Annotated in this window: 25 protein-coding genes and 2 pseudogenes; 18 read left to right on the plus strand and 9 right to left on the minus strand. The window is 67.7% G+C overall.

What is annotated here, in order from left to right; translation table 11 throughout:
* The first annotated feature begins 48 nt into the window (after positions 1 to 48).
* The 5 genes from RHA1_RS11975 to RHA1_RS11995 all read left to right on the plus strand — a co-directional run bounded on the left by RHA1_RS11975 (position 49) and on the right by RHA1_RS11995 (position 3,698).
* Entirely contained in the window at positions 49 to 1,191 is a 1,143-nt protein-coding gene (locus tag RHA1_RS11975) for a DUF475 domain-containing protein (protein WP_009475138.1), read from the plus strand.
* 80 nt (positions 1,192 to 1,271) lie between these two features.
* Positions 1,272 to 1,895, plus strand: a complete 624-nt coding sequence (locus RHA1_RS11980) for an AIM24 family protein (RefSeq protein ID WP_009475139.1) — start codon at positions 1,272 to 1,274, stop codon at positions 1,893 to 1,895.
* A gap of 5 nt (positions 1,896 to 1,900) precedes the next feature.
* A complete protein-coding gene (locus RHA1_RS11985; RefSeq protein ID WP_011595184.1) occupies positions 1,901 to 2,602 on the plus strand; it encodes an AIM24 family protein in 702 nt (233 codons plus the stop codon).
* Positions 2,599 to 3,354, plus strand: coding sequence for an AIM24 family protein (locus RHA1_RS11990; protein WP_011595185.1), 756 nt, complete (start codon positions 2,599 to 2,601; stop codon positions 3,352 to 3,354). Before RHA1_RS11985 ends, RHA1_RS11990 begins: the two co-directional genes overlap by 4 nt.
* 110 nt (positions 3,355 to 3,464) lie before the next feature.
* Positions 3,465 to 3,698 (plus strand): hypothetical protein, encoded by a 234-nt coding sequence (locus tag RHA1_RS11995; RefSeq protein WP_011595186.1) that lies wholly within the window; start codon positions 3,465 to 3,467, stop codon positions 3,696 to 3,698.
* A gap of 83 nt (positions 3,699 to 3,781) precedes the next feature.
* Here RHA1_RS11995 and RHA1_RS12000 read toward each other — a convergent pair whose 3' ends face one another.
* Together RHA1_RS12000 and RHA1_RS12005 are read right to left on the minus strand one after the other, a co-directional pair.
* Complete coding sequence (locus tag RHA1_RS12000) at positions 3,782 to 4,264, minus strand: hypothetical protein (protein ID WP_011595187.1); 483 nt, start codon at positions 4,262 to 4,264, stop codon at positions 3,782 to 3,784.
* 53 nt (positions 4,265 to 4,317) lie between these two features.
* Positions 4,318 to 4,767, minus strand: a complete 450-nt coding sequence (locus RHA1_RS12005) for a PPOX class F420-dependent oxidoreductase (protein WP_011595188.1) — start codon at positions 4,765 to 4,767, stop codon at positions 4,318 to 4,320.
* Between the two features lie 216 nt (positions 4,768 to 4,983).
* Between RHA1_RS12005 and RHA1_RS12010 the strand changes: the two genes are divergently transcribed.
* Positions 4,984 to 6,324 (plus strand): potassium channel family protein, encoded by a 1,341-nt coding sequence (locus tag RHA1_RS12010; protein ID WP_011595189.1) that lies wholly within the window; start codon positions 4,984 to 4,986, stop codon positions 6,322 to 6,324.
* 3 nt (positions 6,325 to 6,327) lie between these two features.
* Here RHA1_RS12010 and RHA1_RS12015 read toward each other — a convergent pair whose 3' ends face one another.
* From RHA1_RS12015 to RHA1_RS12025, 3 genes are read right to left on the minus strand one after another with little or no spacing between them, the layout of a single operon-like run.
* On the minus strand, positions 6,328 to 6,732 hold the full coding sequence (locus RHA1_RS12015) for a RidA family protein (protein ID WP_011595190.1): 405 nt from the start codon (positions 6,730 to 6,732) through the stop codon (positions 6,328 to 6,330).
* A gap of 46 nt (positions 6,733 to 6,778) precedes the next feature.
* Positions 6,779 to 7,528, minus strand: coding sequence for an IclR family transcriptional regulator (locus tag RHA1_RS12020; RefSeq protein WP_011595191.1), 750 nt, complete (start codon positions 7,526 to 7,528; stop codon positions 6,779 to 6,781).
* On the minus strand, positions 7,525 to 8,538 hold the full coding sequence (locus tag RHA1_RS12025) for a sugar kinase (protein WP_011595192.1): 1,014 nt from the start codon (positions 8,536 to 8,538) through the stop codon (positions 7,525 to 7,527). Before RHA1_RS12025 ends, RHA1_RS12020 begins: the two co-directional genes overlap by 4 nt.
* A 220-nt stretch (positions 8,539 to 8,758) precedes the next feature.
* Between RHA1_RS12025 and RHA1_RS12030 the strand changes: the two genes are divergently transcribed.
* The 6 genes and pseudogenes from RHA1_RS12030 to RHA1_RS12055 all read left to right on the plus strand — a co-directional run bounded on the left by RHA1_RS12030 (position 8,759) and on the right by RHA1_RS12055 (position 15,209).
* A complete protein-coding gene (locus tag RHA1_RS12030) occupies positions 8,759 to 10,081 on the plus strand; it encodes an amino acid deaminase (RefSeq protein WP_011595193.1) in 1,323 nt (440 codons plus the stop codon).
* A gap of 22 nt (positions 10,082 to 10,103) precedes the next feature.
* Positions 10,104 to 11,453, plus strand: a pseudogene (locus RHA1_RS12035) (N-acyl-D-amino-acid deacylase family protein); the annotation flags it as partial.
* A 64-nt stretch (positions 11,454 to 11,517) separates the two neighbouring features.
* The gene (locus tag RHA1_RS12040) at positions 11,518 to 12,777 is read left to right on the plus strand and encodes an IS701 family transposase (RefSeq protein ID WP_011595195.1); all 1,260 of its coding nucleotides are present in this window, start codon (positions 11,518 to 11,520) and stop codon (positions 12,775 to 12,777) included.
* A gap of 99 nt (positions 12,778 to 12,876) precedes the next feature.
* A pseudogene (locus RHA1_RS12045) lies at positions 12,877 to 13,149 on the plus strand (D-aminoacylase); the annotation flags it as partial.
* Positions 13,146 to 13,775: a bifunctional 4-hydroxy-2-oxoglutarate aldolase/2-dehydro-3-deoxy-phosphogluconate aldolase gene (locus RHA1_RS12050; protein WP_009475152.1), complete on the plus strand. Its 630-nt coding sequence runs from the start codon at positions 13,146 to 13,148 to the stop codon at positions 13,773 to 13,775. The pseudogene RHA1_RS12045 and the gene RHA1_RS12050, both read left to right, overlap by 4 nt.
* A gap of 42 nt (positions 13,776 to 13,817) precedes the next feature.
* Positions 13,818 to 15,209: a GntP family permease gene (locus RHA1_RS12055; protein WP_011595197.1), complete on the plus strand. Its 1,392-nt coding sequence runs from the start codon at positions 13,818 to 13,820 to the stop codon at positions 15,207 to 15,209.
* On the opposite strand, the gene RHA1_RS12060 is transcribed toward RHA1_RS12055, so the two are convergent.
* Positions 15,206 to 16,057, minus strand: a complete 852-nt coding sequence (locus RHA1_RS12060; RefSeq protein WP_009475154.1) for a spermidine synthase — start codon at positions 16,055 to 16,057, stop codon at positions 15,206 to 15,208. The genes RHA1_RS12055 and RHA1_RS12060 overlap by 4 nt on opposite strands.
* A 120-nt stretch (positions 16,058 to 16,177) precedes the next feature.
* Between RHA1_RS12060 and RHA1_RS12065 the strand changes: the two genes are divergently transcribed.
* Entirely contained in the window at positions 16,178 to 16,507 is a 330-nt protein-coding gene (locus tag RHA1_RS12065; RefSeq protein ID WP_005251221.1) for a hypothetical protein, read from the plus strand.
* A gap of 39 nt (positions 16,508 to 16,546) precedes the next feature.
* Here RHA1_RS12065 and RHA1_RS12070 read toward each other — a convergent pair whose 3' ends face one another.
* Positions 16,547 to 17,626 carry a PQQ-dependent sugar dehydrogenase gene (locus RHA1_RS12070; RefSeq protein ID WP_011595198.1) on the minus strand — a complete coding sequence of 360 codons (1,080 nt, stop codon included), beginning with the start codon at positions 17,624 to 17,626 and terminating at the stop codon, positions 16,547 to 16,549.
* Between RHA1_RS12070 and RHA1_RS51700 the strand changes: the two genes are divergently transcribed.
* The 3 genes from RHA1_RS51700 to RHA1_RS12085 are packed head-to-tail and all read left to right on the plus strand — an operon-like array spanning position 17,529 to position 19,638.
* Positions 17,529 to 17,957, plus strand: coding sequence for a hypothetical protein (locus RHA1_RS51700; RefSeq protein WP_237726870.1), 429 nt, complete (start codon positions 17,529 to 17,531; stop codon positions 17,955 to 17,957). The genes RHA1_RS12070 and RHA1_RS51700 overlap by 98 nt on opposite strands.
* 31 nt (positions 17,958 to 17,988) lie before the next feature.
* Positions 17,989 to 18,813, plus strand: a complete 825-nt coding sequence (locus tag RHA1_RS12080; RefSeq protein ID WP_011595200.1) for an arylamine N-acetyltransferase family protein — start codon at positions 17,989 to 17,991, stop codon at positions 18,811 to 18,813.
* A 45-nt stretch (positions 18,814 to 18,858) separates the two neighbouring features.
* Complete coding sequence (locus RHA1_RS12085; RefSeq protein ID WP_011595201.1) at positions 18,859 to 19,638, plus strand: IclR family transcriptional regulator domain-containing protein; 780 nt, start codon at positions 18,859 to 18,861, stop codon at positions 19,636 to 19,638.
* Positions 19,639 to 19,642: 4 nt separating this feature from the next.
* On the opposite strand, the gene RHA1_RS52885 is transcribed toward RHA1_RS12085, so the two are convergent.
* Positions 19,643 to 19,762 (minus strand): hypothetical protein, encoded by a 120-nt coding sequence (locus RHA1_RS52885; RefSeq protein ID WP_009475158.1) that lies wholly within the window; start codon positions 19,760 to 19,762, stop codon positions 19,643 to 19,645.
* Positions 19,763 to 19,798: 36 nt separating this feature from the next.
* Positions 19,799 to 21,157, minus strand: a complete 1,359-nt coding sequence (gene shiA, locus RHA1_RS12090; RefSeq protein WP_011595202.1) for a shikimate transporter — start codon at positions 21,155 to 21,157, stop codon at positions 19,799 to 19,801.
* A 257-nt stretch (positions 21,158 to 21,414) separates the two neighbouring features.
* Here shiA and RHA1_RS12095 point away from each other — a divergent pair, with 257 nt between their 5' ends.
* Together RHA1_RS12095 and RHA1_RS12100 are read left to right on the plus strand one after the other, a co-directional pair.
* A complete protein-coding gene (locus RHA1_RS12095; protein ID WP_011595203.1) occupies positions 21,415 to 22,830 on the plus strand; it encodes an amino acid permease in 1,416 nt (471 codons plus the stop codon).
* A gap of 113 nt (positions 22,831 to 22,943) precedes the next feature.
* Entirely contained in the window at positions 22,944 to 23,921 is a 978-nt protein-coding gene (locus RHA1_RS12100; protein ID WP_011595204.1) for a Gfo/Idh/MocA family protein, read from the plus strand.
* The last annotated feature ends 10 nt before the right edge of the window (positions 23,922 to 23,931 follow it).

Here is a 23,931-nt window from a genome sequence, read left to right on the forward strand (position 1 = left end):
CTCCTGCAGTAGCCACCCTGCATGCCCACTAGAGAAAGGCCACGCTTCGTGGTTCTGCGAATATTCGGTCTCTCCTTCGCCGTGACGGTGATCTCCCTGATCATCGCGGCGATCTACGGAGGCCCCCAGGCCGTCCTCCTCGTGGTGATCCTGTCGATCCTCGAGATCTCGCTGTCCTTCGACAACGCCGTCATCAACGCCACCGTGCTGCGCCGGATGAGCGAGTTCTGGCAGAAGATCTTCCTCACCGTCGGCATCGTCATCGCGGTGTTCGGCATGCGCCTGGTCTTCCCCCTCGTCATCGTGTGGCTCGCGTCCGGCCTCGGCCCCGTCGCCGCCCTCGACCTGGCACTCAACCCGCCCGCCGACGGTGCCGCGTACTTCCCCGACGGCAGCGCCAGCTACGAAACCCTGCTCACCGACGCCCACCCGCAGATCGCGGCGTTCGGCGGCATGTTCCTGCTGATGCTGTTCCTCGGTTTCATCCTGGAAGAGCGGGAGATCACCTGGCTGTCCTGGCTGGAGAAGCCCCTCGCCCGCGCGGGCAAGCTCGACCAGCTCGCCGTCATCATCGCCGGCGCCCTGCTGCTGATCACCGCTGCGTACATCGCCCCCGAGGACACCGTCTCCACGGTGATGATCGCCGGCGTCCTCGGCATGGTCACCTACATCGCCGTCAACGGTCTCGGTGAGCTGTTCAACACTCCCGAGGGAGACGAAGACGGCGAACTGGTCGAAGGGTCCAAGGGCGGACCGACCGAGCTGGCCAAGGCCACCGGTAAAGCCGGGTTCTTCCTGTTCCTCTACCTCGAGGTCCTCGACGCGTCGTTCTCCTTCGACGGTGTGATCGGCGCGTTCGCGATCACGTCCGACCCGATCATCATCGCCCTCGGCCTCGGCTTCGTCGGCGCGATGTTCGTCCGTTCCATCACGGTGTTCCTGGTCCGCAAGGGAACCCTGTCGGACTACGTGTACCTCGAGCACGGCGCCCACTGGGCCATCGGCGCACTGGCCGTGATCCTGCTGGTGTCCATCGGCTACCACGTCAACGAGAACGTCACCGGACTCGTCGGCGTCGCCCTCATCGGTGCCGCCTTCATCTCCAGCATCGTCCGCAACCGCAAGGCCGTCGCGACGGCGGGTCGAGCGGAAGACGACGTGGACGAGCAGGACCCGGTGTCCGTCGGCTAGGTTCTGCCTGTACTCACATCCAGCGGCAGTGCTCGTGACCCGGTCACGGGCACTGCCGCTCGACACTGGAAAGGGCACCCATGGGGCGGCTGCTCGACAAGTCGAAGAAGGTGGTGGAGGCGCAGCTCGCCGGAACCACCATCCGGGCGATACAGGGTTCGATGATCGCCTACGAGGGCAATGTCAGTTTCAAGTCGGCAGGTTTCGGTGGCGGTGACGGTGTGCTCGCCGGAATGAAGAGGCGCGCCACGGGCGAGGCGCTGTCGCTGATGGAATGCTCCGGCCACGGTGTCGTGTACCTCGCGGTGGGCGGTCAGTACGTTTCCGTCGTCGACCTGGCGAACGAGACCCTGCAGGTGGAGTCGCAGCAGCTGCTCGCCTTGAGCGGCAACCTGAACACCAACGTCACGTTCACCGGACTGCGCGGCGGGGTCGGCGGTCAGGGCCTGTTCACCACGACGGTCTCCGGCCAGGGGCAGGTGGCACTGCTGTCGGCGGGCGGGCCACTCATCCACCTCGAGGTGTCGCCGCAGTACCCGCTGGTGGTCGATCCCGACGCGTTCGTCTCGGCGCGCGGGCAGGTGACGCAGTCGTTCGTGACCGACGTGTCGTGGCGTAACGCCGTCGGCCAGGGCAACGGTGAGGCCTTCTCCCTCAAGTGGGACGGTCACGGCGTCGTCTCCATTCAACCGGCAGAGCGGTGAGCCCCATGGTCTTCTCGAAAGTGAACTCGAAGGTCGTCAAGGTCGACGTCGCCGCCGCCGGCGGTGTGGTGGCGCGCACGGGTGCGATGCTCTTCTACACGGGTCAGGTGCAGTTCTCGCCGCATCAGGTGCCGGGTTCCCAGTCGATGGCGGGCATGGGTGGATTCACCCGGATGGCCGGACGCATGATGCAGGGTGAGCACGAACGCACGATGCTCGCGCAGGGGCAGGGCGAGGTGCACTACGGTCACGCCGGGCTCGAGGTGCACGTCGTCGACATGTCGCAGGGCGGCGCGCTGTGCGTCGAGGCCTCCCGGCTGCTCGCTCACAATGCGGGACTGCAGAGTTCGGTGATCTCCGTGACGAGTCAGGGCGGTGGTGGCGGCGGACGCGGCATGCTCGGCGCCCTGCGCGGCGCGGCGGCAGGCGCCCTCTCCGGTACCGGAATGTTCACCACGCAGTTGTCCGGATACGGGTCGGCGGTCCTCCTCGCACACGGCGGCTTCATCGAACTCCCTGTCAGCGGCCCGAATCCGGTCTTCGTCGACCCCGACGCCTTCGTCGGCACGTACGGGAGCGTCCAGGTGGAACTGAAATCCGCCGTCGGCTGGCGTGAGGCCATGGGCCGCGGGGTCGGGGAAGCAATGCAATTGCAGTGCACGGGTCAGGGCATCGTCTACGTTCAGGCTTCGGAGGAGAAACTGTGACCGCCATCCACAATCCGTCGACTCTCGGCGCCAGCGACAACATTCCCGACAACAGCTACGCATTCTGCATCGACCTCACCGCGCCCTGGTTCATCCGCAAGGGTGCGATGATCGCCTACTACGGGCAGATGCAGTTCCAGGCACTGACCCACGGATTGCACGGCGCCGCACTGCACATGGTCGCCAACCAGTTCTCCGCGCCGCTGTACATGGGCGATTACGCGGTGGCCGAAGGATTCGGGAAGTTGATCATCGGCGACCGCGGTTACGACATCAACTCGTACGACCTCGACGACGGCAACCTCACCATCCGGGCGTCGAATCTCCTTGCGTTCGAACCGGGTCTGGCCCTGAACCAGTCCATCGTGCCGGGCTTCCTGACGCTCATCGGGACCGGCAAGTTCCTGGCGTCGTCCAACGGCCCGGTGATGTTCGCCGAGCCGCCGCTGCGGATCGACCCCGAGGCGCTCGTCGGGTGGGCCGACTGCCCGTCCCCGAGCCACCATTACGACCAGGGGTGGATCAGCAACTTCCTCGCGGCGGGCGCCCACATGATGGGAATCAACTCCGGGGAGGAACGGCAGTTCGACTTCACCGGCGCCGGAACGGTTCTGATCCAGTCGAGCGAGAAGGTCCTCAGCGACACGCATGTCGTGCGCAGCATCGAGGGTCAGATCCACGGCATCACCCCGAGTGGTCTGCAACGGCTCAACGGCGTGATCGCCGCCAAACTGGCGGAGCAGCCTCGCTGACACCCAGGAGATTGACAGGCTGAGCGAAGAGTTGTGGCAGGGACGGGGAGCAATCTCATCTGTGTCAGGAAGTTCTGACACCGCATCCGATACGTTCCAGGAGGAACCGCATGAAGTCCGTCGTGACCAAGGCCGTCGCAACCGGTGGTATCGCCCTCGCAGCCCTCGGCATCGGAGCCGGCGTTGCCAGCGCCGACCCGGTGGGCCACAACCCCGCCCCCGCCCAGCAGCAGCAGGCACCGCAGCCTCAGGCGCAGCAGCAGCAGCACGCTCCGCAGCAGCAGGCCCCCGCGCCGAGCCCGCACGGATTCTGGTTCTTCGGCACCTGGGTTCCCCTGCCCTGATCTGCGTTCCCCTCGCAGGGCGAAGGTGCCCTTCGACGCTCCCACGGCGCCGAAGGGCACCTTCGTATGTCTACCCGCGACGACTAGCGGGCGGGTCGCATACTCGGATTCGGGCCGAGCGTGATCGTCCGGGTTCTCGGCAGAAGTCCTATTTCCTTCCACCCCGCGGTCAGCGTGATCGTCCCCGACTCCGGGTAGTCGCTGATCCAGTAGTGCGGCGCGGAGTGATATTCGGACGCGTCCGCGGCGTCGGACTTCGACGTCGAATGCGGGTAGCGTGGATCGGCGACACCCTCCATGTCGTCGACCTGCACGTTCACCGCGAGATACGACCACCGTGCCGAGGGGTCGTCGGGATCGTCCAGCGGACGCGTCTCGTGCCGCGCGAGATCAGCGGATCTGCCTCTCGCCGTCAGCTCGACGCGCAGCAGCATGCCCGTCGGGTGCGCGACGACCTCCGCCAGTCGCAGGCTCAAGTCGCGGCTCGTCACGAGCTCCACCGGCCCGTGTACCACGATTCCCTCCGTGGCAGGCGGCGGTGCCGCCGGCCACCGTCTCCTGCGCATGACTCAATCGTCCCACCGGCTCCGACCGGCTGCCACAGCTACGTTTCGCACACTCAGGACAACTGGGCCATGCCGTACACCTTCGACGCGCGGACCCGGAGTACCTGCCGGTGCTCGGACACCATCGCACGGCGGAACTCTTCCCAGTCGTCGTGCTCTTTTCCGGACGCGAACCGGAACACGTCGACGAGCTCGTCCGCCGCCGGATCGTGCGGATCGGCCGCGACCGCGCTCAGTTCCGCGTCTCCCTCCACGACCGCGTAGCTCCAGAAGTCGGTCGCGCTGACGTGCAGCGAGACCCGCGGGTCGCGGGCGGCGTTCCGGGTCTTGGCCCGATCCGCCGTCACCGACACCCTCGCGGTCTGCGTTGCGGGGTCCCAGGCATAGATCACGTTGGACAATTGCGGGCGCCCGTCGCGTTTGATCGTCGCGAGGACCGCACGGTTGTGTGCGGCAACGAGGTCGAGAAGTGGGCGCCGGTCGTCATTCGCATCGAGGGTCATATCTCACCCAACCACGGTCACCGAGGCGGTGTTCCCGGCGACCCTCGGCAGACTCGTCCTGGCGATACAGGGCGCTCCTACCGACGAGTAGAGCGGACATGTCGCAAAATCATTGGCCGATAACGTGTTCCGGCTACTCACCGGTAGACGTTCTCGTGTGGGATCTGCGGTTCTTCTCGGGTACGCTCTCGTGATCCCGAGCCGGAAGGACCACACGTGAACGACTCATATCTCGTCATCGGCGAAACCACCGTGGCCCGACGGGTCTGTGCATCCCTCCGCGAAAGGGACTTCGACGTACGCCATCTCGTCGCCCCCGACGACGACGAACTCCGCCTGGCGATGGCGGACGAGCCTCGCGGTATGGCCGTACTGGTGCGCGACGACGTCGTCGCGCTGCGCTACGCGCTGGCGGCCGCGCACATCTCGGCGTCGATCCCGTTGGTGGTGACGATCTTCGACCGCACGGTCGCGGACCAGCTGTCGCAGCTGCTTCCGCAGTGCGAGGTGACGTCACCCGCAGATCTCGCCGCACCGACGCTCGCCGGTCCGTGCCTGGAACCCGAACTCGTCGCGGCCAGGCACGCGGGCGAGCACATGCTGACGGTCCGCATGATCGACGGCCACCCCGAGGGCGCGCACGTCGACCTGCCCCGGCGGAACTGGTGGCGCACCGCGGCGACCGGCGCGACCGGACTGTTGCGGTCGCACGACATCGGCACGCGCATCCTGCTCGGTGGGCTCGCGGGACTTCTCGCGGTCCTGTTCGCCGACTGGCTGTGGCTGATGCTCGGCCAGCACGTGGCACCGCTCGACGCGTTCAACGAGGCGGTGCGGGTGGTGACCACCGTGGGACCGGGAACCGATACCCACGGCAGCCCCGCCTACGCGGTGTTCGCCTCGGTGGCGATGCTGTTCACCGTCGTTTTCACGGCCATGTTCACCGCCGGAATCATCGAGCGCCTGCTCGGCCCCCGCCTGGTCGGCCTGGTGGGCAGCCGCGTCCTGCCCCGCTCCGGCCACGTCATCGTGGTGGGCCTCGGCCAGGTCGGGCTCCGGCTGTGCCGGGAGCTACAGGCTCTCGGTGTCGCGGTGGTGGGCGTCGAACGCGACCCCCAGGCGAAGAACCTGCGGCTCGTGCGGTCGATGAACATCCCGACCGTCGTCGGGCACGGCGGCGACCGTGAACTCCTCGAGCGACTGGGCGTGGGCCGCGCCCTGGCGCTGGCAGCCGTCGGCTCCGACGACCTGGACAACATTGCGGTGTCCGTGGCCGCACAGGCCTTGTCGCCCGGGCTGCGGCTGGTCCTGCGGGCCGGGGAGCAGGAGGCGATCGCCGAGACGCGGTCGTTGCTGCGGCTCGGCATCATCCGCGACGTCACCAGCCTGAGCGCCACGTACGTGGTGGCCAAGCTGATCGGCCTGCAACCGCAGGGGGTCGTGGCGGACGGCAGCCACCTCTACCTGGAGGTGCCGACGACGGAATCGTCCGAGCCCGTGTTCACCGAGCTGCCCGTGTCGCCGCGGATGAGCTGTCGGCACCTCGTCACCGCCTGACGACTAGCCGGTCACTGCCAGCGCGTCGATCTCGACGAGCATGACCTCGTGCGGGAGGTCGACGAACACCGTGGTTCGGCACGGCAGCTGTCCGCTCGGCACATTCGCCGCGATGAACTCTCCGTACACGTCGTTCATCGCGGCGAAGTCGTCCCGGGTGGTGAGGTAGACGCGGAACATCAGCACGTCTTCCACGCTCGCGCCGCCGGCTTCGAGGATCGCCTTGACGTTCTCGAGGGTGCGACGGGTCTGCTCGCGCACGTCGCCCTCCGCGATGTACTTGTTGGTGACGGGGTCCATCGGACCCTGCCCCGACACCTGGAGCAGGTTGCCCTTCTTGATGCCCTGGCTGAACGTGTGCGCGGGGGCGGGGGCGCCTTCGGTGCGGATGACGGTGGTGTCGGACATATCGATTCTCCTGTGTGTCGTTATTTTTCGGGTGGACGGGGGACGGTCAGGGCTGGGCACGGTATCCGCAGTCGCGGGAGATCCGCGCCCCCACGGCCTGAAGGGGTTCGAGCAGGTCGAGGACGCCTTCGTAACTGAGCACGACGTCGGGCACCGAGACGGAGACGGCGGCGACGACGCGGCCGGACGCGCCACGGATGGGCACCCCGATGCAGTTGACGGACGGCTCGTTCTCCTCCTGATCGTGCGCCCAGCCCTGCTCCCGGACCGTGCGGATCTCGTCGAGGTAGCGTTCGGGCGTCGTGATCGTGTTGGCGGTGCGGGCGGAGAAGTCCATCGAGTCGACGATGGGCCGCAGTTCCGAGTCCGGCAGATCGGCGAGGATCACCTTCGCGACCGCGGTGGAATTGAGGTTGGCGCGCAGTCCGATTCGCGAGTACATCCTGATCTGGTCGTGCGATTCGAGTTTGTCGATGTACACCACGTCACCGCCCTCCATCGCCGCGAGGTGCGTGGTGCGCCCGTATTCGCGGTTGAACGCGACGAGGTGCGGCGACGCGATGCGCCGGACTTCCCGCTGATCGGTGGCCTGCGCGGCGAGCTCGAAGATGCGGGAACCGAGGTGGTACTGGTTGCTGTTGTCGCGGAACGTGAACCGCTCGTCGGACAGCGTTCGCAGCAGCCGGAGCACGGTGGTCTTGTGGACCCCGGTGGATTCGGCCAGCTGGTCGAGATTGGCGGGACCGTTGCCGAGTTGCACCAGCAGGTGCAGGGCGCGGGAAACACTCTGACTCATCCGTTCACTCCACTTTCTCGGGGGGAGAAACCGTCGGCGGTGACGCTCGTTGCCGCCCAGTCCGATTCGGAGCACCGGAGCAGCTCGTCCAGCAGTTCGGCGGCCGGCGGTGGCGCCGAGTCCGCGGCCACCGTCAGGGTGGCGGCGGCACCGATGTGTCCGCGGCGCAGGCACCGCGCCTGATCCTCGCCGCGCACCACACCGCTGAGATATCCGGCGGCGAAGGCATCGCCCGCGCCGACGGGTTCGACGACGTCGACGCGGAGCGCGGGAACAGCCACACTGCGGCCACTGCGGTCGACGGCCAGCGCCCGGTGCGCTCCGTCCTTGACGACGACGGTGGCCGGGGCGGGCAGGATGAGCCGCAACTCGTGCGGATCCGCGGTGCCGAGAACACGGAGGGCCTCGTCCGCGCCGACGAGAACAAGATCGGCGAGATTCGCCAGTTCCACGACGATCCGCGGGTCGCCGTCCGGCCACAGTTGCTCACGCCAGTTGACGTCGAAGCTGACCACACCGGAGATTCCCGGCCGGTGGCGGAGCAGTCTCCGCATCAGCGCGAGGCACGAATCGGACAGGGCCGGTGTGATTCCGCTGCAGTGGACCACGGCGGCGCGGCCGAACAGGTCCGCGACCGCCGGCCGGTCGAGGAAGCCGGGATCCATGGCCGACGCCGCCGAACCCGCGCGGGAATACAGGCTGTCCGTTCGCGGCTCGCCGTGCTCGTCGAGGGCGGTGGATTTCGAGTAGTGCCCGGTGGGCCTGTCGGGATCGACCTCGATCGCGCGGACGTCGACACCCCGGGCCTGCAGTTCGGTGCGGATGAGGGTGCCGAACTCGTCGTCGCCGAGGCGTCCGACCCAGGCGGCGGGGACACCCAGCGTGGCGAGCCCGGCGGCGACGTTCGCCTCGGCGCCGGCCAGGTGGAGTGTCGAGTCCGGGGCCACCAGGACCATCGCCTCACCGAGGCACGCGACACCGGACTCGGGGGTGGGGGTCGATTCCTGCACTTGTTACCTCTACGACTGCTCGGACCGGCACTGGAGTTGCGTTTCGAGAGCCCTCGCCCCGGCGATGCATGCCACACCGGACCGTTGACGATGACCCAGGCCAATGCTAGACATAGGTGACTCAAAAACGCAATCAACGTTGCATAGAGTGCAACGTTGCACTTCACGGCACTCCCCCGATGAAGGCCAGCCCCACAGAACCCGAACGACAGGATCGACGATGACGATCAGCGGACCGGACACACTCGATTCCGGTGCCTTGGCGGAGCTCGACGAGTTGCGCTTGTCCGACGTGGACAAAGCTCTCCCCTCCACGGCGAACGGCCTCACCAAGACCGAATTCCTCGGAACGCAGCCGCGGCTGTCCGCCTTCAGCACACCCGTGATGGTCCTCGACGAGACGGCCATCGCCGGCAATCTCGACACCATGGCGGCCTGGTGCGAGGCGCACGGGGTCGACCTCGCTCCGCACGGGAAGACGACGATGTCTCCGGTGCTGTGGGACCGGCAGATCCGCAGCGGCGCGTGGGGCATCACGCTGGCGAACTTCGGTCAGCTCCGGGTGGCGGTGCGATTCGGCGCGCGCCGGGTGCAGATCGCGAACTCGCTCGTCGACCCGACCGCGCTGCGGTGGCTGGCCGAGCAGATGGACGCGAATCCGGAACTCGAAGTATTGATGTGGGCCGACTCCCCGCAGACGGTCGATGCGATGACCGCGGCGCTCGCGGACGTCACGGTGGTCCGACCGCTGCCCGTGCTCGTCGAACTCGGCGGGGAGGGAGGACGCACCGGCGCACGCTCCGTGGCCGAGGCCGTGAAGGTGGCCGAACGTATCGGGGAGAGCCCCGCACTCCGGTTGGCCGGCGTCTCCGGTTACGAGGGAGCCCTCGCACACGATGCCTCCGAGGAGTCCCTCGCCCGGGTCCGCACATACCTCCGGTCGATGGCCGAACTGCATCGCCGGCTCGAGGCCGAGGGCCGCTATCCCGAGGGTCGCGACGTGTACGTGACCGCGGGCGGCAGCGCCTACTTCGACGTGGTCGCCGAGGTGCTCGCCGAACTTGCCGGTGGCAGAACCAAAGTGGTGGTCCGCGCCGGCGCATACATCATCCACGACGACGGCTTCTACACCGGGATCTCACCGTTCGGCCGCGGCGAAGACAGGCAGGCGCGTCGGCTCACGTCGGCGATGCACACGTGGGCCCGGGTGGTGTCCCGCCCCGAGCCGGGCCTCGCCCTGCTCGACGCCGGCAAGCGCGACGTCCCGTTCGACGAAGGACTCCCCACCGCGCAGGCCGTCGCCGGCCAACTCGGGGCGACGCCGCGGCCCCTCGACGGCGCCGAAGTGACCGCCGTCAACGATCAGCACGCGTTCCTGCGGCTCGATCCCGCACGACCCGAACACGATCTGCGTGTCGGGGACGTCGTCCGGCTCGGTCTCTCCCACCCGTGCACCGCGTTCGACAAGTGGCGCTGGATTCCCGTCGTCGGTGACGACTCCGACGATCCCGTCGTCGTCGACCTGATCCGCACGTTCTTCTGATCCCCGGCCGAGGACTCACATCATGACCACTCTGATCCGTTCCGCCACCGTCGTCGACGGTTCGGAGGCGCCGCGGTACCGCGCCGACGTGCTCGTCGACGGTGACCGGATCGCCGAGATCCGGCCCGAGGCAGATCACTCCGAGACCGGACACCCCCGCGCGGATCGTGTGATCGACGCCGACGGCCTGGTGCTCGCGCCCGGTTTCATCGACATGCACGCCCACTCGGATCTGCAGATCCTGCTGAACCCCGAGCACCCGTCGCGGATCACCCAGGGCGTCACCACCGAGGTGCTCGGGCAGGACGGGCTGTCCTACGCACCCGTCACCGACGACGTGCTCGCGGTGGTCCGGCGCAAGATCGCGGGGTGGAACACCGATCCCGAGGATTTCGACTTCTCCTGGCGGAGTGTGGGCGAATACCTCGACCGACTCGATCGCGGTATCGCCACCAACGTCGCGTATCTCGTCCCGCACGGGGTCGTGCGGGCGCTGGTGGTCGGCTGGGACGACCGATCGGCGACACCGTCGGAGATCGAGGAAATGCAGCGGATCGTGGCGCAGTCCATGGCGGAGGGTGCCGTCGGGTTGTCCGCAGGGCTGACCTACACGCCGGGGATGTACGCGGACAACGAGGAGTTGCTGGCACTGTGCCGGACCGTCGCCGAGTACGGCGGCTACTTCTCTCCGCACCACCGGTCCTACGGCGCCGGCGCCATGGAGGCCTACGCCGAGATGGTCGACCTGACGTCGCGGGCCGGGTGCGCTCTGCATCTCGCCCACGCCACGCTGAACTTCGGACCCAACAAGGGCCGCGCCCCGGAACTGCTCGCCCTGCTCGACACGGCCGAATCCGCAGGCGCGGACATCAGCCTCGACACCTACCCCTATCTTCCCGGCGCCACCACGCTGTCGGCGATCCTGCCCAGCTGGGCGTCGGCGGGTAGCATGGAACAGACGCTCGATCGACTCCGGGATCCGGTTGCGCTCGAACGCATCCGGGAGCATCTCGAGGTCACCGGCTCCGACGGCTGCCACGGGGTGATCGCCGAGTGGCACACGCTCGAGATCAGCGGCGTGCAGAACACGGAACTCGACGACTACGTCGGGAAGACCGTCGCGGACATCGCCGCCGCCGAGAACCGCGACCCCTTCGACGTCTGCATCGACATCCTGATCCGCGACCAGCTCGGCAGCGGCATCCTGCAACACGTCGGCCACGAGGAGAACGTGCGCGCAATCATGCAGCACCCCCGGCACACCGGCGGCAGCGACGGACTGCTGGTCGGCGCGAAACCGCACCCGCGCGGGTGGGGAACGTTCGCACGCTACCTCGGGCACTACAGCCGCGACCTCGGCCTGATGTCCCTAGTAGTACTTTGTTAGCTCGGCGTGTCGGCTCGAGTTTTCGTGGTTTTCTCGAGAGCATGCGGGCATGGATACAGCCGCTCTCGCCCGGGTCGGGGAACAGTTGGATACGTTTGTCGGTGAGGTGTTCTCGTCGCTGGCACGGAAGGATCAACGGGAGAAGGCGGGGCTGTATGCGCGGGGGTTGATGCTCGACGGCCGGCGGAAGTCGATGCAGCCGATGGCGCAGCGGTTGCAGGTCGACCATCAACAGTTGCAGCAGTTCGTGACGACCTCGCCGTGGGACGTGGTTCCGGTACGGAAAACCCTCTCCCGCAAAGCGTGCGATCTGATCGCCCCGGATGCGTGGGTCATCGACGACACCGGGTTCGTCAAGGACGGCGACCGCTCGCCGGGTGTGGCCCGGCAGTACTCGGGCACCCTCGGCAAGGTCGGCAACTGCCAGATCGCGGTCAGCGTGCACGCGGCCACCGATGCCGCGTCGGCCCCGTTGGACTGGCGACTGTTCCTGCCGCAGAGCTGGGACGATCGGTCCACCACCGATCCCGATGCGGTCGCGGAGATCGCCGCCCGCAGGAAGCGGTCCGCGATCCCCGACGCGGAGCAGCACCGCACCAAGTGGGAGATGGCGATCGAGATGATCGACGAGCTGATCGAGTGGGGCCGGATTCCGCCGACCACGGTGGCGGACGCCGGCTACGGCGACGCCACCGCCTTCCGGCTCTCGCTGACCGAGCGGGGCATCGACTACGTCGTCGCCGTCAAGGGGTCCACCAGCGCCTTTCCCGGCGACGCGGTCCCCGAGACACCTCCCTACAGCGGGCGCGGACGGCAACCGGCCCCGCGCTACCCGGGACCGGCCGCCAGCTGCAAGGACCTGGTCCTGGCCGCCGGACGGAAGGCCCTGCGGACGGTGACCTGGCGCCGCGGCGGCAAGGCCGACCCGACCAATCCGACCGCGGCGATGCGCTCGCGGTTCGCCGCACTGCGCCTCCGCCCGGCGAACCGCGACATTCCCCGCGCCGACGACGGCACCCTGCCCGAGCTCTGGTTGCTCGCCGAGTGGCCCGCCGGCGCCGACGAACCGACCGACTACTGGCTCTCCACCCTGCCCGCCGACACCCCACTGAAAGAACTCGTGCGCCTGGCGAAACTCCGCTGGCGCGTCGAGCACGATTACCGGGAGCTGAAAACCGGTCTCGGACTGGATCATTTCGAGGGTCGTTCCTGGCTGGGCTGGCATCACCACGCCACCCTGGTCACCGCCGCTCACCTATTCCTCACCACCCTCCGACTCACCGACCCAAAAGCAGCTGGGCAGGACTGAGCCTCTACGCCGTTCTCCGCGAACTCCAACGCGCACTTGCCCGTTGGATCGGTACCTGCCCACTCTGTGACCACACCTTCCCAACCTAACAAAGTACTACTAGAGGAGTGCGTCGGTCACCTCAGCGGCCGAGCCGCGACCCGGTTGCGGCTCGTCGACCGCGGCTTCGTCCGCCGCGGCTACGCCGCCGACCTCGTGCTCTTCGATCCGGACACGGTCAGCGACACCGCGACCTACGCGCAGCCGCGCCAGGCGGCGGCCGGTATTTCCCACGTATTCGTCCGCGGCCGCCTCGCCCTCGAGGACGGCCGCCTCACCGGCGCGACCGCCGGAAGATCGTTGCGCCGCGAAGAAGGAGGAGCAGTTCGATGACCGAGATCGACATTCTGCGTGCCGACCGGGTACTGACGGTGGTGCGAGCGGAGACCATCCCCGACGCCGCGGACCTGTGCCACGCACTCGCCGAGGGTGGAATCCGGACGGTCGAGCTGACGTTCACCACGCCCGATGTGCTCCATCATCTCGGCCGCGCCGCCGACGCCGCAGCCGCGGCAGGCAGCATCCTCGGCGTCGGAACCGTGATGACCGGCGATCAGGCCGCCGCCGCGATCGACGCCGGCGCCCGGTTCCTCGTCACCCCCGGCATCCGTCCGGACGTCGCGAAAGTCGCGACGGGACGGTCGGTTCCCGTCTTCCTCGGCGCGTTCACCCCCACCGAGGTGGCCATGGCCGTCGACCTCGGCTCGGCCGCGGTCAAGATCTTCCCCGCCAAGCGGCTCGGCCCCGACTACCTGTCGGACCTGCACGGCCCGTATCCCGGCGTGGAACTCCTGCCGTCGGGTGGGATCAACGATTCCAACGCCCGCCAGTTCCTCGACGCCGGCGCGCTGGCCGTGTGCGCGGGCACCAGCGTCGTCCCACCGTCCAGCGTCGCGGCAGGCAACTGGACCGACATCACCGACCGCGCACGATCGTTCGTCGCCGCGCTCTCGAACTAGACCCACTCTCGCCCGACCCCACCCACCTCCCCTGGAGACGCAATGACGTCGTTCGTCGACTGGCTGCAGCACGACACAGCCGGACTACTCACTCTCGCAGCGGTATCCATCGCCGTGCTGTTGATCCTCATCATCAAGCTGAAGCTCGAACCGTTCATCGCGCTGATCGTCGTCGGTGTCGGCGTCGCGCTCATCGCGGGAGTGTCGGTGGTCGAACTGGTCGGCACACCGACGTCGGCGGCCGACTCGATCCTGGAGAAGGGGTTCGGCGGCATCCTGGGGCATATCACCCCGATCATCGGCCTGGGCACCGTCCTCGGCGCGATGATGGAACGCTCCGGGGGCGCCGACGTCCTGACCGAACGACTACTGAAGTTGTTCGGGCCCAAGGGCGCTCCGCTCGCGATGGGTGTCACCGGCCTCGTCCTCGGCATCCCGGTGTTCTTCGACATCGGCATCTTCATCCTCGCCCCGCTCGTGTACGTGGCGGCGAAGCGCGGCGGCAAGTCGCTGGTGATGTACGCGATGCCGATGCTCGCCGGTCTGTCCATGACGCACGCGTTCCTGCCGCCGCACCCGGGCCCCGTCGCCGCGGCCGGGCTGCTGCACGTCGACATGGGCTGGATCATCATCATGGGCCTCGCCTGCGGTATCCCCGCCTGGTTCGTCAGTGGCGTCGTCTGGGGTAGCTGGATCGGCAAGCGGGTGATCATCGAGGTCCCCGACGAATTCATCCCGGAGGAGAAGGAAGCCGACAAGAACCCGCCGCCGCTCTGGCTGATCTCGTTCATCATCCTCGTGCCGATGGTGCTGATCCTCGGTGCGACGGTCGGCAACGTAATCCTCGAAGAGGGCTCGACGCTGCTGTCGGTCCTCATCTTCCTCGGCACGCCCACGATCGCGCTGACCATCGCCGTCCTGCTGGCGCTGTACCTGCTGGGGACCCGGCGCGGAATCACGGCGCGGGAGATCGGTGCGATGTCCGCGGCGGCGTTGAAGCCCGTCGGCATGATCCTGCTGGTCGTCGGTGCCGGTGCGTTCTTCGGCGCGGTGCTGCGGGCCACCGGAGTCGGGCAGGCCCTGGCAGACTCGATGGATGCGCTCGGTCTCCCGGTCATCCTGTCCGCGTACCTGATCAGCTGCGCACTCCGCATCGCCCAGGGTTCGGCGACCGTCGCCATCGTCACCACCGCAGGCGTCATCGAGCCGTCGATTGCAGCCGGAAATTATTCGTCCCCGCAGATCGCCCTGATCGTGATCGCCGTGTCGGCCGGATCCATCATCGCCAGCCACGTCAACGACGGCGGATTCTGGATCGTGTCACGGTATTTCAACATGTCGGTGAAAGACACCCTGAAGACGTGGACGGTGCTCGAAACCATCCTGTCGGTGGTGGGCTTCGCGATGGCCTCGCTGATCTGGGTGCTCGTCTAGCTCCCGGAGTCCGCATCGCGCAGCACCCGCGCCGCACCGGCGAACGTCCGCACCTGCCGGTCGTCCCAGACATGGGCAGGCACACCACCGCCCAGCAGCGTGCGGACGAGCGCGGGGTCGTCGCCGATCGGCACGTCGCTGCCCGCGATCACGATGTTGCCGTAGCGGCGGCCCTTGAGCATGGCGGGATCGGCGATGATCGTGGTGTGCGGGAACACGCTGCCGATGGTCGCCGCCTCCCGGCGCGCCAGGACGAGGTCGCGGGTGTCGCCGCAATTGACTGCATAGATCCCGCCGGGTGCCAGCACCCGTCGCACATGTCCGGTGAACTCCGTCGTCGTCAGCGGCGCCGGAGTCGTGTTCCCGGCGAACACGTCGCGCACGATCAGGTCGCGGCTGGACTCCGTCAGCGTCTCCGTGACCGCCCGCGCCTCACCCACCCGCAGTCGCAGCAACGGTGCCCGCGGGAGGTCGAACCATTCACGGACCAACTCGGCGAGCTTGCCGTCGAGTTCGACCACCACCTGCCGGGCGTCCGGATACCGGGCGGCGAGATGCCGGGCAAGGGAGCAGGCGCCGCCACCGAGGTGCAGGGCCCGCACCCGCTGATCCGTCCCCCAGTGCGAAGCGACCAGTTCGGCGATCCACCGCATGTACTCGAAATCGAGGTGCGTCGGGTCCGACAGGTCGATGTGGGAACTCTCGACCCCGTTCACCTTCAGCACCCAGCCGTGCGGATTGAGGTGGTCTTCGGTGAGCTCGCACGTGCCCGTGTCGATCGGGTACACGCCGGCGACGGGACCCCCGTCGGTTGTCCGGGCAGCCTGACCGCCGCGCTGCCTGCCCATCGTCCGTCTTCCCTACTGCTCGCGCCGTCCGCTCGCGTCTGCTGCGAGAATCGTCATCCCACGATACCGGGACGAGACACGGGTGACCTACCGTGGTGACGCGCACGAGAAGGGAAGACGATGGAACCTCAGGAAGTCGACTTCGCGCACACCGAAGGCGCTGCGAAGCGACGTCGCGAGAAGGCGATGGGACTCGCGCGGTACGTGTGGGATCGCGGAATCAGCGGTCAGGAGCTCCTCGACCTCACCGACGGCACGCTGCGGAAACTCGCCCGGGCGGCCGGATCGAACCCGCCGAGCACCATGGAGACGTGGCTGACCGTGGTCGAGTTGCTCGACCAGAAGTCGGCGTGGGCGGAGCGCCACCCCGACCATCCCGCCGCCACCCCGGCGCACCGCGACGAGAAGATCATGTGGGTGAAGCCGCCGATCGTCCCCTGGACCGACTGACCTGTGAGTACTTATTAACCACGGGCGGTTAACAAGTACTCACGGGCGGAGCATGAGGATTCGGTCGTCGCCCTCCCCCGGATCGCCGCGCCCGTCACGGTTGCTGGTGCTGAACCACACGGCACCGTCCGGTGTCGCGACGACGGTACGCAGTCGCCCGTACTCGCCTTCGAGCAGCGACTGCGGTTCGCCGAGCGAGCCGTCACCGGCCACGGGGATCCGCCACAGGCGTTCGCCGCGCAGCGCCGCGACCCACAGCGCGCCGTCCTGGAACGCGAGCCCGGACGGGGACGCCTCGCCGGTGGACCATTGGACCACCGGATCGACGAAGCCCGCGTCGCCCGACCGCCCCTCGACCTCCGGCCATCCGTAGTTGCCGCCGGGTTCGATGAGGTTCACCTCGTCCCAGGTGTTCGCCCCGAATTCGGTGGCCCACAGCCGGCCGGCGTCGTCCCACGCGAGGCCCTGCACGTTGCGGTGCCCGAGCGACCACACGGGTGATCCGGGGGTGGGGTTGTCGGCCGGGATCGACCCGTCGGGATTGATCCGCAGGATCTTGCCGCCGAGCGAGGACGGGTCCTGGGCGCGTGGCCGGTCGCCGGCTTCACCGGTGGCGACGTACAGCTTGCCGTCCGGACCGAACGCGATCCGCCCGCCGTCGTGGATGGATCCGGCGGGGATGCCCGTCAGGATCGGGGCCGGCTCGCCGAGGCTGCGACCGTCGAAGCGCAGGGCGACCACCCGGTTGTCGTCGCCGGTGGTCAGGTACGCGTAGATCGTCTGGTCCGTTGCGTAGGCCGGTGAGACGGCCAGGCCCAGCAGTCCCGATTCGCCCCGCGCCGCCACACCGGGCACCTCGCCGATCACGGTCGTGTCGCCGTTCGCCTGCAGGTGCCGGATCGCGCCGCTGTCCCGTTCCGCGATCAGCGCCGTCCCGTCCGGCAGGAGCGCGATCCCCCACGGCACGTCGAGGTCGGCGGCGATCACCGTGGGCTCCGTGCCTGCCGGCGCGGCGACGGCGGTGGTCGTCGACGGCTGTGCGGAACTCCCCTCCGACTGGCAAGCCGCACACGTGACAACCACCAGCAACGCCGTAGCCGAGAAAAGTCGCCGCCCCATGGGTGTCCTCCCGTCACGTGACCGCACCCTGTCCATCCTCCCCCAAGCGAGTGGCAAAGTATCCTCGACCACGCATCGCCACTCACGTGAGGAGGTGACGGCGGGTGATCCTTCCGCAGAATCGCGCAGGGGGTCCGGGGCCGCCTCCGTCGCCGACAACCCCGGCCGCCGCGCACCCGATCTCGCCGCAAGCCTCGGCCGCGAGACGGAGCCGTTCAAGCGGGACGTCCGGAAGCTGAAGAACCTGGGGCTGACGCACAGCCTCGACGTCGGGTACCGGATCTCGCCGCGCGGCGTCGCCTACCTCGCGGCAACACCCGACGGCCCCTGATCGGTCATTCGCCGCACTTACACTGTGCTCCATGGCCACTGCGGGCGATCTGAATCTGGAGCGGTACTTCGACCGGATCGGGTACGACGGCGACCGATCCGCGTCGACGGCGACGCTGAACGAGCTTGCCGCACATCACGCCCGCTCGATCCCGTTCGAGAACCTCGACCCGTTCCTCGGCACACCGAACCGGCTCGATCTACCGTCACTGCAACAGAAATTGGTCGAATCACGAAGAGGCGGTTACTGCTTCGAGCAGAATCTCCTGCTGCGGGCTGTCCTGCTCAAACTCGGATTCGACGTCACGCCGCTCGCCGCGCGGGTTCTGTGGGGATCTCCGATCGATGCGATCACTCCGCGCTCGCACATGCTGTTGCTCGTCGACGTCGCCGGCGAGCGGCGGCTCATCGACGTCGGGTTCGGCGGCATGACCCTCAACACCACGCTGCGCCTCGAACTGGACACCGTGCAGGACACTCCGCTGGAACCGTTCCGCCTGGTCGACATCGATGGCGACTACGCGATGCAGGCACTCGTCGGTGACGAGTGGCGGACCATCTACCGGTTCGACCTCACCAGGCAGTTTCCCGTCGACTACGAGGCCCCCAACTGGTACCTGTCGACCTGGCCCGGATCGCATTTCGTGACCGGACTGATGGCGGCGCGAGCCACGGAAAACCGCCGCTACGCCCTGGCCGGTACGCGCCTGACGGTGCACCACCTCGGCGGGACGTCCGAGCGGCGCGAACTGGCGACCGTCGACGAACTGCGAGGCAGTCTCGAAACCGATTTCCTCATCGACACGAGCGGACTACCCTCACTGGACGCGGCGTTCAGCCGACTCCGGCACGCCTAGCCGCCCGGTAACATGACGGCGTGTGCGAAACAGGTGGCTGCTGAGGTGGCCGAGCAGCCGGCGTCGGGGGAACGGTATTTCCTCGAGTCCCTGGACCGTGGCCTGAGCGTTCTCGAATGCTTCGACGAGCAGCACCGGGAACGCACGCTGAGTGAGGTGGCGCAGGCTGTCGGGATCACCCGGTCCACGGCGCGCCGTATTCTGCTCACCCTGGTGGACAAGGGTTTCCTGCGTCTCGACGGACGAAACTTCTCGCTCACACCGCGGGTGCTGCGGTTCGGCTTCTCGTACCTCGCCGCGCTGCGACTGCCGCAGGTCGCCGACCCGCACATCGAGGCTCTCGCGAAGGAACTGGGCGAGACCATCTCCGTCACCATCCTCGACGGTCCCGACGTGGTGTACGTGGCACGGGTCCGCTCGCCGAGGATCATTCGTATTTCGATCACGGTGGGCATGCGGTTCCCCGCGTATGCGACGTCCACGGGACGGGTTCTGCTGGCGGGACTTTCGGCCGACGCGCTCGACGACTACCTGAAGACCACCGAATTCCAGGCCTTCACACCGCACACGATCTCCGACGTCGACCAATTGCATGCCGAGGTCCGGAAGGTCGCCGAGGACGGCTGGTCGATGTCGGAGAACGAGCTCGAGATCGGCATTCGCGGCGCGGCCGTTCCCATCCGGGATCGGACGGGCGCCGTGGTCGCCGCCCTCAACTCCTCGCTGCAGGGCACCCAGTACACGCGGGACGACGTCGCGGTATCGGTGGTGCCGAAACTCGTCGCGACCGCGGAGCGGATCGGTTCCGACCTGTCCCTCGGCTGATCGCTTACGCGGCGCGCCTGCTCTGCCGTTCGACGAGTTCCAGCACGTGCGCGTACATGCGCTCGAAATCCGGTGCGACACCGGTGAACAGCTGGAACGAGTCGGCCGCCTGGAAGACGTTCATGCCGGCTCCGCCGAGGGTGGGGGCACGCCGCCATGTTCAGTGCGCGTTCTCGAGCTTCGCGGGTGTGGCGGCGTCCGTCGTGTCGGCACTGGCATCGGGCTGCAGTCGCCACGCGATCAGGGCGCTGACGATGCAGCCGCCGGCGAGGTACACGGCCACGAGGTGCCAGGACCCGCCGCTGGCGGTGACGAGGGCGGCCGCGATGAACGGGGTGAAGCCGCCGCCGATCGCGCTGGCCACCTGGTACCCGACACCCGCGCCGCTGTAGCGGTATTCGGCCCCGAACATTTCGGTGAACAGCGGCTGCTGCACGCTGACGACCATGTCGTGCGAGATGTTGACGAGGAGCACGGCGAGGATGACGGTGCCGATCATCGACCCGTTCTCGAGGAAGATGAAGAACGGGAACGCGCACACCGCGCCGATCAGGGCGCCGAGGATGTAGACGCGCCGCCGGCCGTGCTTGTCGGACAGCCACGCGAACAGCGGGATGGTGCCGATACCCACCGCACCGACGAGCAGGCCGACGTTGAGCATGAAGTTGCGCTCCATCCCCAGTTCCTGGGTGGAGTAGCTCAACGCGAACGTGGTCACGATGTACATGGAGAACAGTTCTGCGAAACGCAGACCGATGATCTGGAGGAATGCCTTCGGGTGGTTGCGCAGTGCCTCGACGAGCGGAATCCGCTTCTTGTCCTGGGCGGTCTGCTCCTCCTCGACCTTCTCGACCTTTTCGACGAACTCGGGGCTCTCCTGCACGCCGGCGCGGATCCACAGACCGATACCGACCAGGACGACGCTGGCGACGAACGGAACCCGCCAACCCCACTGGCTGAACGCGTCCTCGGTGGTCAGGTTGCTCATGAGCATGACGAATCCGGTGGCGAGGATGAGCCCCACCGAGTAGCCGACCTGCACTCCGCTGCTGTAGAACGCCTTCTTCTTCGGCGGCGCGCTCTCGACGGCCATCAGCGCGGCTCCACCCCACTCGCCGCCGACGGCGAAGCCCTGGACGGCGCGGAGGGTGACGAGCAGGACCGGCGCCCACCAGCCGATCGACCCGAACGACGGCAGCAGCCCGATCAGGGCGGTGCTCGTGCCCATGATCAGCACGGTGAGGATCAGCATCCGCTTGCGTCCGATGCGGTCTCCGTAGTGGCCGAACACGACGCCGCCGAGCGGCCGGAACAGGAATCCGACGCCGAACGTCGCGAACGCGGCGAGCGTGCCGATCGCCGGGCTGACGTTCGGGAAGAACTCCGAGTTGAAGACCAGTGCTGCGACCAGCCCGTAGAGCAGGAAGTCGTACCAGTCGATGACCGCGCCGACGAAACTGCTCAGCGCTGCTCTTCGCGCCTGCTTCTCGGCTGCCGGGGTGAAGGCGTGATCGCTCATTCCGATGTCCCGTCTACGTTGGTGCCGGACAAACCGCGTTCGCCTACCGAACAAATGTCCGCTGGTTGAATAATATGACGGTAGGCATAGCGTTTCCGCGTTGTCAAGAAGGCGCAGGTGCGTGGTACTGCCGTTTCGTCTATCTCGCCGGCCCGAAATTCACCGAATCGGCGGTTCCGGAGCCCACGCCACTCGTACACACTTTTCCGAATCAGCGACGCACATCACACCCGGAGTAGCGCCGAAGGGATTTCTCCATGTCAGGAACCACCGATCCGCAGCTTCAGCACACGCTGAAGAAGCGGCACCTCTCGATGATCGCTATCGCGGGGGTGATCGGCGCAGGCCTCTTCGTGGGCTCCGGGGTCGCGATCCGCGAGACGGGCCCCGGCGTTCTCGTGGCCTACGCGCTCGCGGGCATCGTCGTCATCCTCGTGATGCGCATGCTCGGCGAGATGTCGACCGCCAACCCCGAGACGGGATCGTTCTCGGCGTACGCCGACCGCGCGATCGGCCGCTGGGCCGGCTTCAGCATCGGCTGGCTCTACGCCTGGTTCTGGATCATCGTCCTCGGCATCGAGGCGACGGCCGGTGCCGTCATCATGAACCGCTGGATCCCCGACGTCCCGCAGTGGAGTTGGGCACTGATCCTGATGGTGTTGCTGACGCTGACGAACATCGCGTCCGTGAAGTCGTTCGGCGAGTTCGAGTTCTGGTTCGCGTCGATCAAGGTCGCGGCCATCGTCATCTTCCTGGTGCTCGGCGTGCTCGCGATCTGCGGAGCCCTGCCCGGCGTCGAAGCGCCCGGGCTCACCAACCTCACCGGCCACGGCGGGTTCTTCCCCAACGGGGCAGGTGCCGTGTTCGCGGCGGTCCTCGTGGTCGTGTTCTCGTTCTTCGGCGCCGAGATCGCCACCATCGCCGCCGGTGAATCCGCCAACCCCGTGGCGGCAGTGCGCAACGCCGTGCGTTCCGTCGTGTGGCGCATCCTCATCTTCTACATCGGCTCCATCGCCGTCGTCGTGACGCTGCTCCCCTGGGACGACGCCTCCGTCGCACTGAGCCCGTACGTCGCCGTCATGGACTCGTTCGGCATCCCGGCGGCCGGCAACATCATGGACGTCGTCGTGCTCACGTCCGTGCTGTCCTGCCTGAACTCCGGCCTGTACACGGCGAGCCGCATGATCTTCTCGCTCTCCCGCCGCGGCGACGCCCCGGCCTCGTTGTCGAAGATCGGTTCGTCGGGTGTTCCCCGCCAGGCCGTCCTCGTCTCGACGGTCGTGGGGTTCCTGACCGTGGGTCTGAACTACCTGTACCCGGACACCGTGTTCCTGTTCCTCGTCAACTCCTCGGGCGCGATCGCCCTGTTCGTGTGGCTGGCGATCTCGGTGTCGCAGCTGCGCATGCGGCGCAGCCTCGAGGCGGAGGGCAAGGACCTGTCGCTGAAGATGTGGTTGTTCCCGTACCTGACGTGGTGCACCATCGCCGCCATCATCGCGCTCTGCGTCGGCATGCTGGTGCTGTCGGAGACCAGGAGCCAGATGTACGTCTCGATGGGACTCGCCGTGGTCGTGGTCGGAATCGGGATCTACCGTCAGCACACTCGCGGGACCACGGACGAGACGCCGGATCCCTCGCCGTCCGGCGAAGAGGTCGACGCCCTCCGCCCCTGAGCTCGGATCCGCCGAACTGTTCGTATATCGAACAGTAGTGCGCTCTCGGAACTCGGCGTACAGTCCCGCCGAGGAAAGGCCGGACCCACCGGCCCGAGGAAGGACCGAAGCTCATGAGGTGGGCGATTCTCGGCGCGAGCAACATCGCTGCCACACGCGTGCTCCCCGCGTTGCGGGAGTGCGGGCAGACCGCAGCCGTCGTGCTCAGCGGCGACGCGGCACGCGCCGACGACTACCGGCGGACCCACGACATCGAGTCCGCCACCGGTGACCTGCGCGACGCGGTGGGCGGCGACGTCCAGGCGGCCTACATCTCCTCGACCAACGACAAGCACTTCGACCACGCCATGGCCGCGATCGACGCGGGTCTGCACGTGCTGTGCGAGAAGCCGCTCTCCTTCGACGTCACTCAGGCGCAGAAGATGGTCGACGCGGCCGCGGCCGCGGGGGTGGTCTTCGCGACGAACCATCATCTCCGCACTCATCCCGTTCATCGTGCAGCGCGAAAGTTGCTGGCGGAGGGTGCGATCGGCGACCTCCTGTCGGTGCGCGTCAGCAACGCCATCCTGCTGCGCCAGGCCCTGCGTGGGTGGCGCCTCGACGGCGTCGGCGGCGGGGTCGTCCTCGACCTCGCGGTGCACGACCTCGACACGCTCCGCTTCGTCACCGGGATGGAACCGACCACGGTGACGGCGGTGGGCGTGTGCCAGGGACTCAGCGAGGGTCCGGCGGACGCCGTGATGACCAGCGGCGTGCTCGGCACGTCCACCCTGTTCTCGCTCCACGACGCGTACACGGTCCCGGGCGCCGTGACCGGATTCGAAATCCACGGAACATCGGGAACTCTCGTCGCCACCGACTGCATGCGCCCCGATCCCACCGGAACGCTGCGGGTCGTCGCGGACGGTCAGGACACGACCGTCCCGCTCGAGATCGTCGACAACCTGTACGCACCGGGGATCCGGGCGTTCGTCGACGCCGTCCGCGGGGACGGTACGCCCGTGGCGACCGGACACGACGGACTGCGCTCGGTGACCGCGGCACTGGCCGTCCTGCAGTCGATCGACGAGGGCCGGGCGGTGCGCCTCTGAGGAGAGGCCG

Source organism: Rhodococcus jostii RHA1, from assembly GCF_000014565.1.
Lineage (GTDB): Bacteria > Actinomycetota > Actinomycetes > Mycobacteriales > Mycobacteriaceae > Rhodococcus_F > Rhodococcus_F jostii_A.

What these genes read in the sequence shown, in the direction of transcription:
- RHA1_RS11980 (WP_009475139.1), top strand. Translation starts at nt 1,272, where the DNA reads ATGGGGCGGCTGCTCGACAAGTCGAAGAAGGTGGTGGAGGCGCAGCTC.
- RHA1_RS11985 (WP_011595184.1), top strand. Translation starts at nt 1,901, where the DNA reads ATGGTCTTCTCGAAAGTGAACTCGAAGGTCGTCAAGGTCGACGTCGCC.
- RHA1_RS11995 (WP_011595186.1), top strand. Translation starts at nt 3,465, where the DNA reads ATGAAGTCCGTCGTGACCAAGGCCGTCGCAACCGGTGGTATCGCCCTC.
- RHA1_RS12000 (WP_011595187.1), bottom strand. Translation starts at nt 4,264, where the DNA reads ATGCGCAGGAGACGGTGGCCGGCGGCACCGCCGCCTGCCACGGAGGGA.
- RHA1_RS12005 (WP_011595188.1), bottom strand. Translation starts at nt 4,767, where the DNA reads ATGACCCTCGATGCGAATGACGACCGGCGCCCACTTCTCGACCTCGTT.
- RHA1_RS12015 (WP_011595190.1), bottom strand. Translation starts at nt 6,732, where the DNA reads ATGTCCGACACCACCGTCATCCGCACCGAAGGCGCCCCCGCCCCCGCG.
- RHA1_RS12020 (WP_011595191.1), bottom strand. Translation starts at nt 7,528, where the DNA reads ATGAGTCAGAGTGTTTCCCGCGCCCTGCACCTGCTGGTGCAACTCGGC.
- RHA1_RS12030 (WP_011595193.1), top strand. Translation starts at nt 8,759, where the DNA reads ATGACGATCAGCGGACCGGACACACTCGATTCCGGTGCCTTGGCGGAG.
- RHA1_RS12040 (WP_011595195.1), top strand. Translation starts at nt 11,518, where the DNA reads ATGGATACAGCCGCTCTCGCCCGGGTCGGGGAACAGTTGGATACGTTT.
- RHA1_RS12050 (WP_009475152.1), top strand. Translation starts at nt 13,146, where the DNA reads ATGACCGAGATCGACATTCTGCGTGCCGACCGGGTACTGACGGTGGTG.
- RHA1_RS12055 (WP_011595197.1), top strand. Translation starts at nt 13,818, where the DNA reads ATGACGTCGTTCGTCGACTGGCTGCAGCACGACACAGCCGGACTACTC.
- RHA1_RS12060 (WP_009475154.1), bottom strand. Translation starts at nt 16,057, where the DNA reads ATGGGCAGGCAGCGCGGCGGTCAGGCTGCCCGGACAACCGACGGGGGT.
- RHA1_RS12065 (WP_005251221.1), top strand. Translation starts at nt 16,178, where the DNA reads ATGGAACCTCAGGAAGTCGACTTCGCGCACACCGAAGGCGCTGCGAAG.
- RHA1_RS12070 (WP_011595198.1), bottom strand. Translation starts at nt 17,626, where the DNA reads ATGGGGCGGCGACTTTTCTCGGCTACGGCGTTGCTGGTGGTTGTCACG.
- RHA1_RS12080 (WP_011595200.1), top strand. Translation starts at nt 17,989, where the DNA reads ATGGCCACTGCGGGCGATCTGAATCTGGAGCGGTACTTCGACCGGATC.
- RHA1_RS52885 (WP_009475158.1), bottom strand. Translation starts at nt 19,762, where the DNA reads ATGAACGTCTTCCAGGCGGCCGACTCGTTCCAGCTGTTCACCGGTGTC.
- shiA (WP_011595202.1), bottom strand. Translation starts at nt 21,157, where the DNA reads ATGAGCGATCACGCCTTCACCCCGGCAGCCGAGAAGCAGGCGCGAAGA.
- RHA1_RS12095 (WP_011595203.1), top strand. Translation starts at nt 21,415, where the DNA reads ATGTCAGGAACCACCGATCCGCAGCTTCAGCACACGCTGAAGAAGCGG.
- RHA1_RS12100 (WP_011595204.1), top strand. Translation starts at nt 22,944, where the DNA reads ATGAGGTGGGCGATTCTCGGCGCGAGCAACATCGCTGCCACACGCGTG.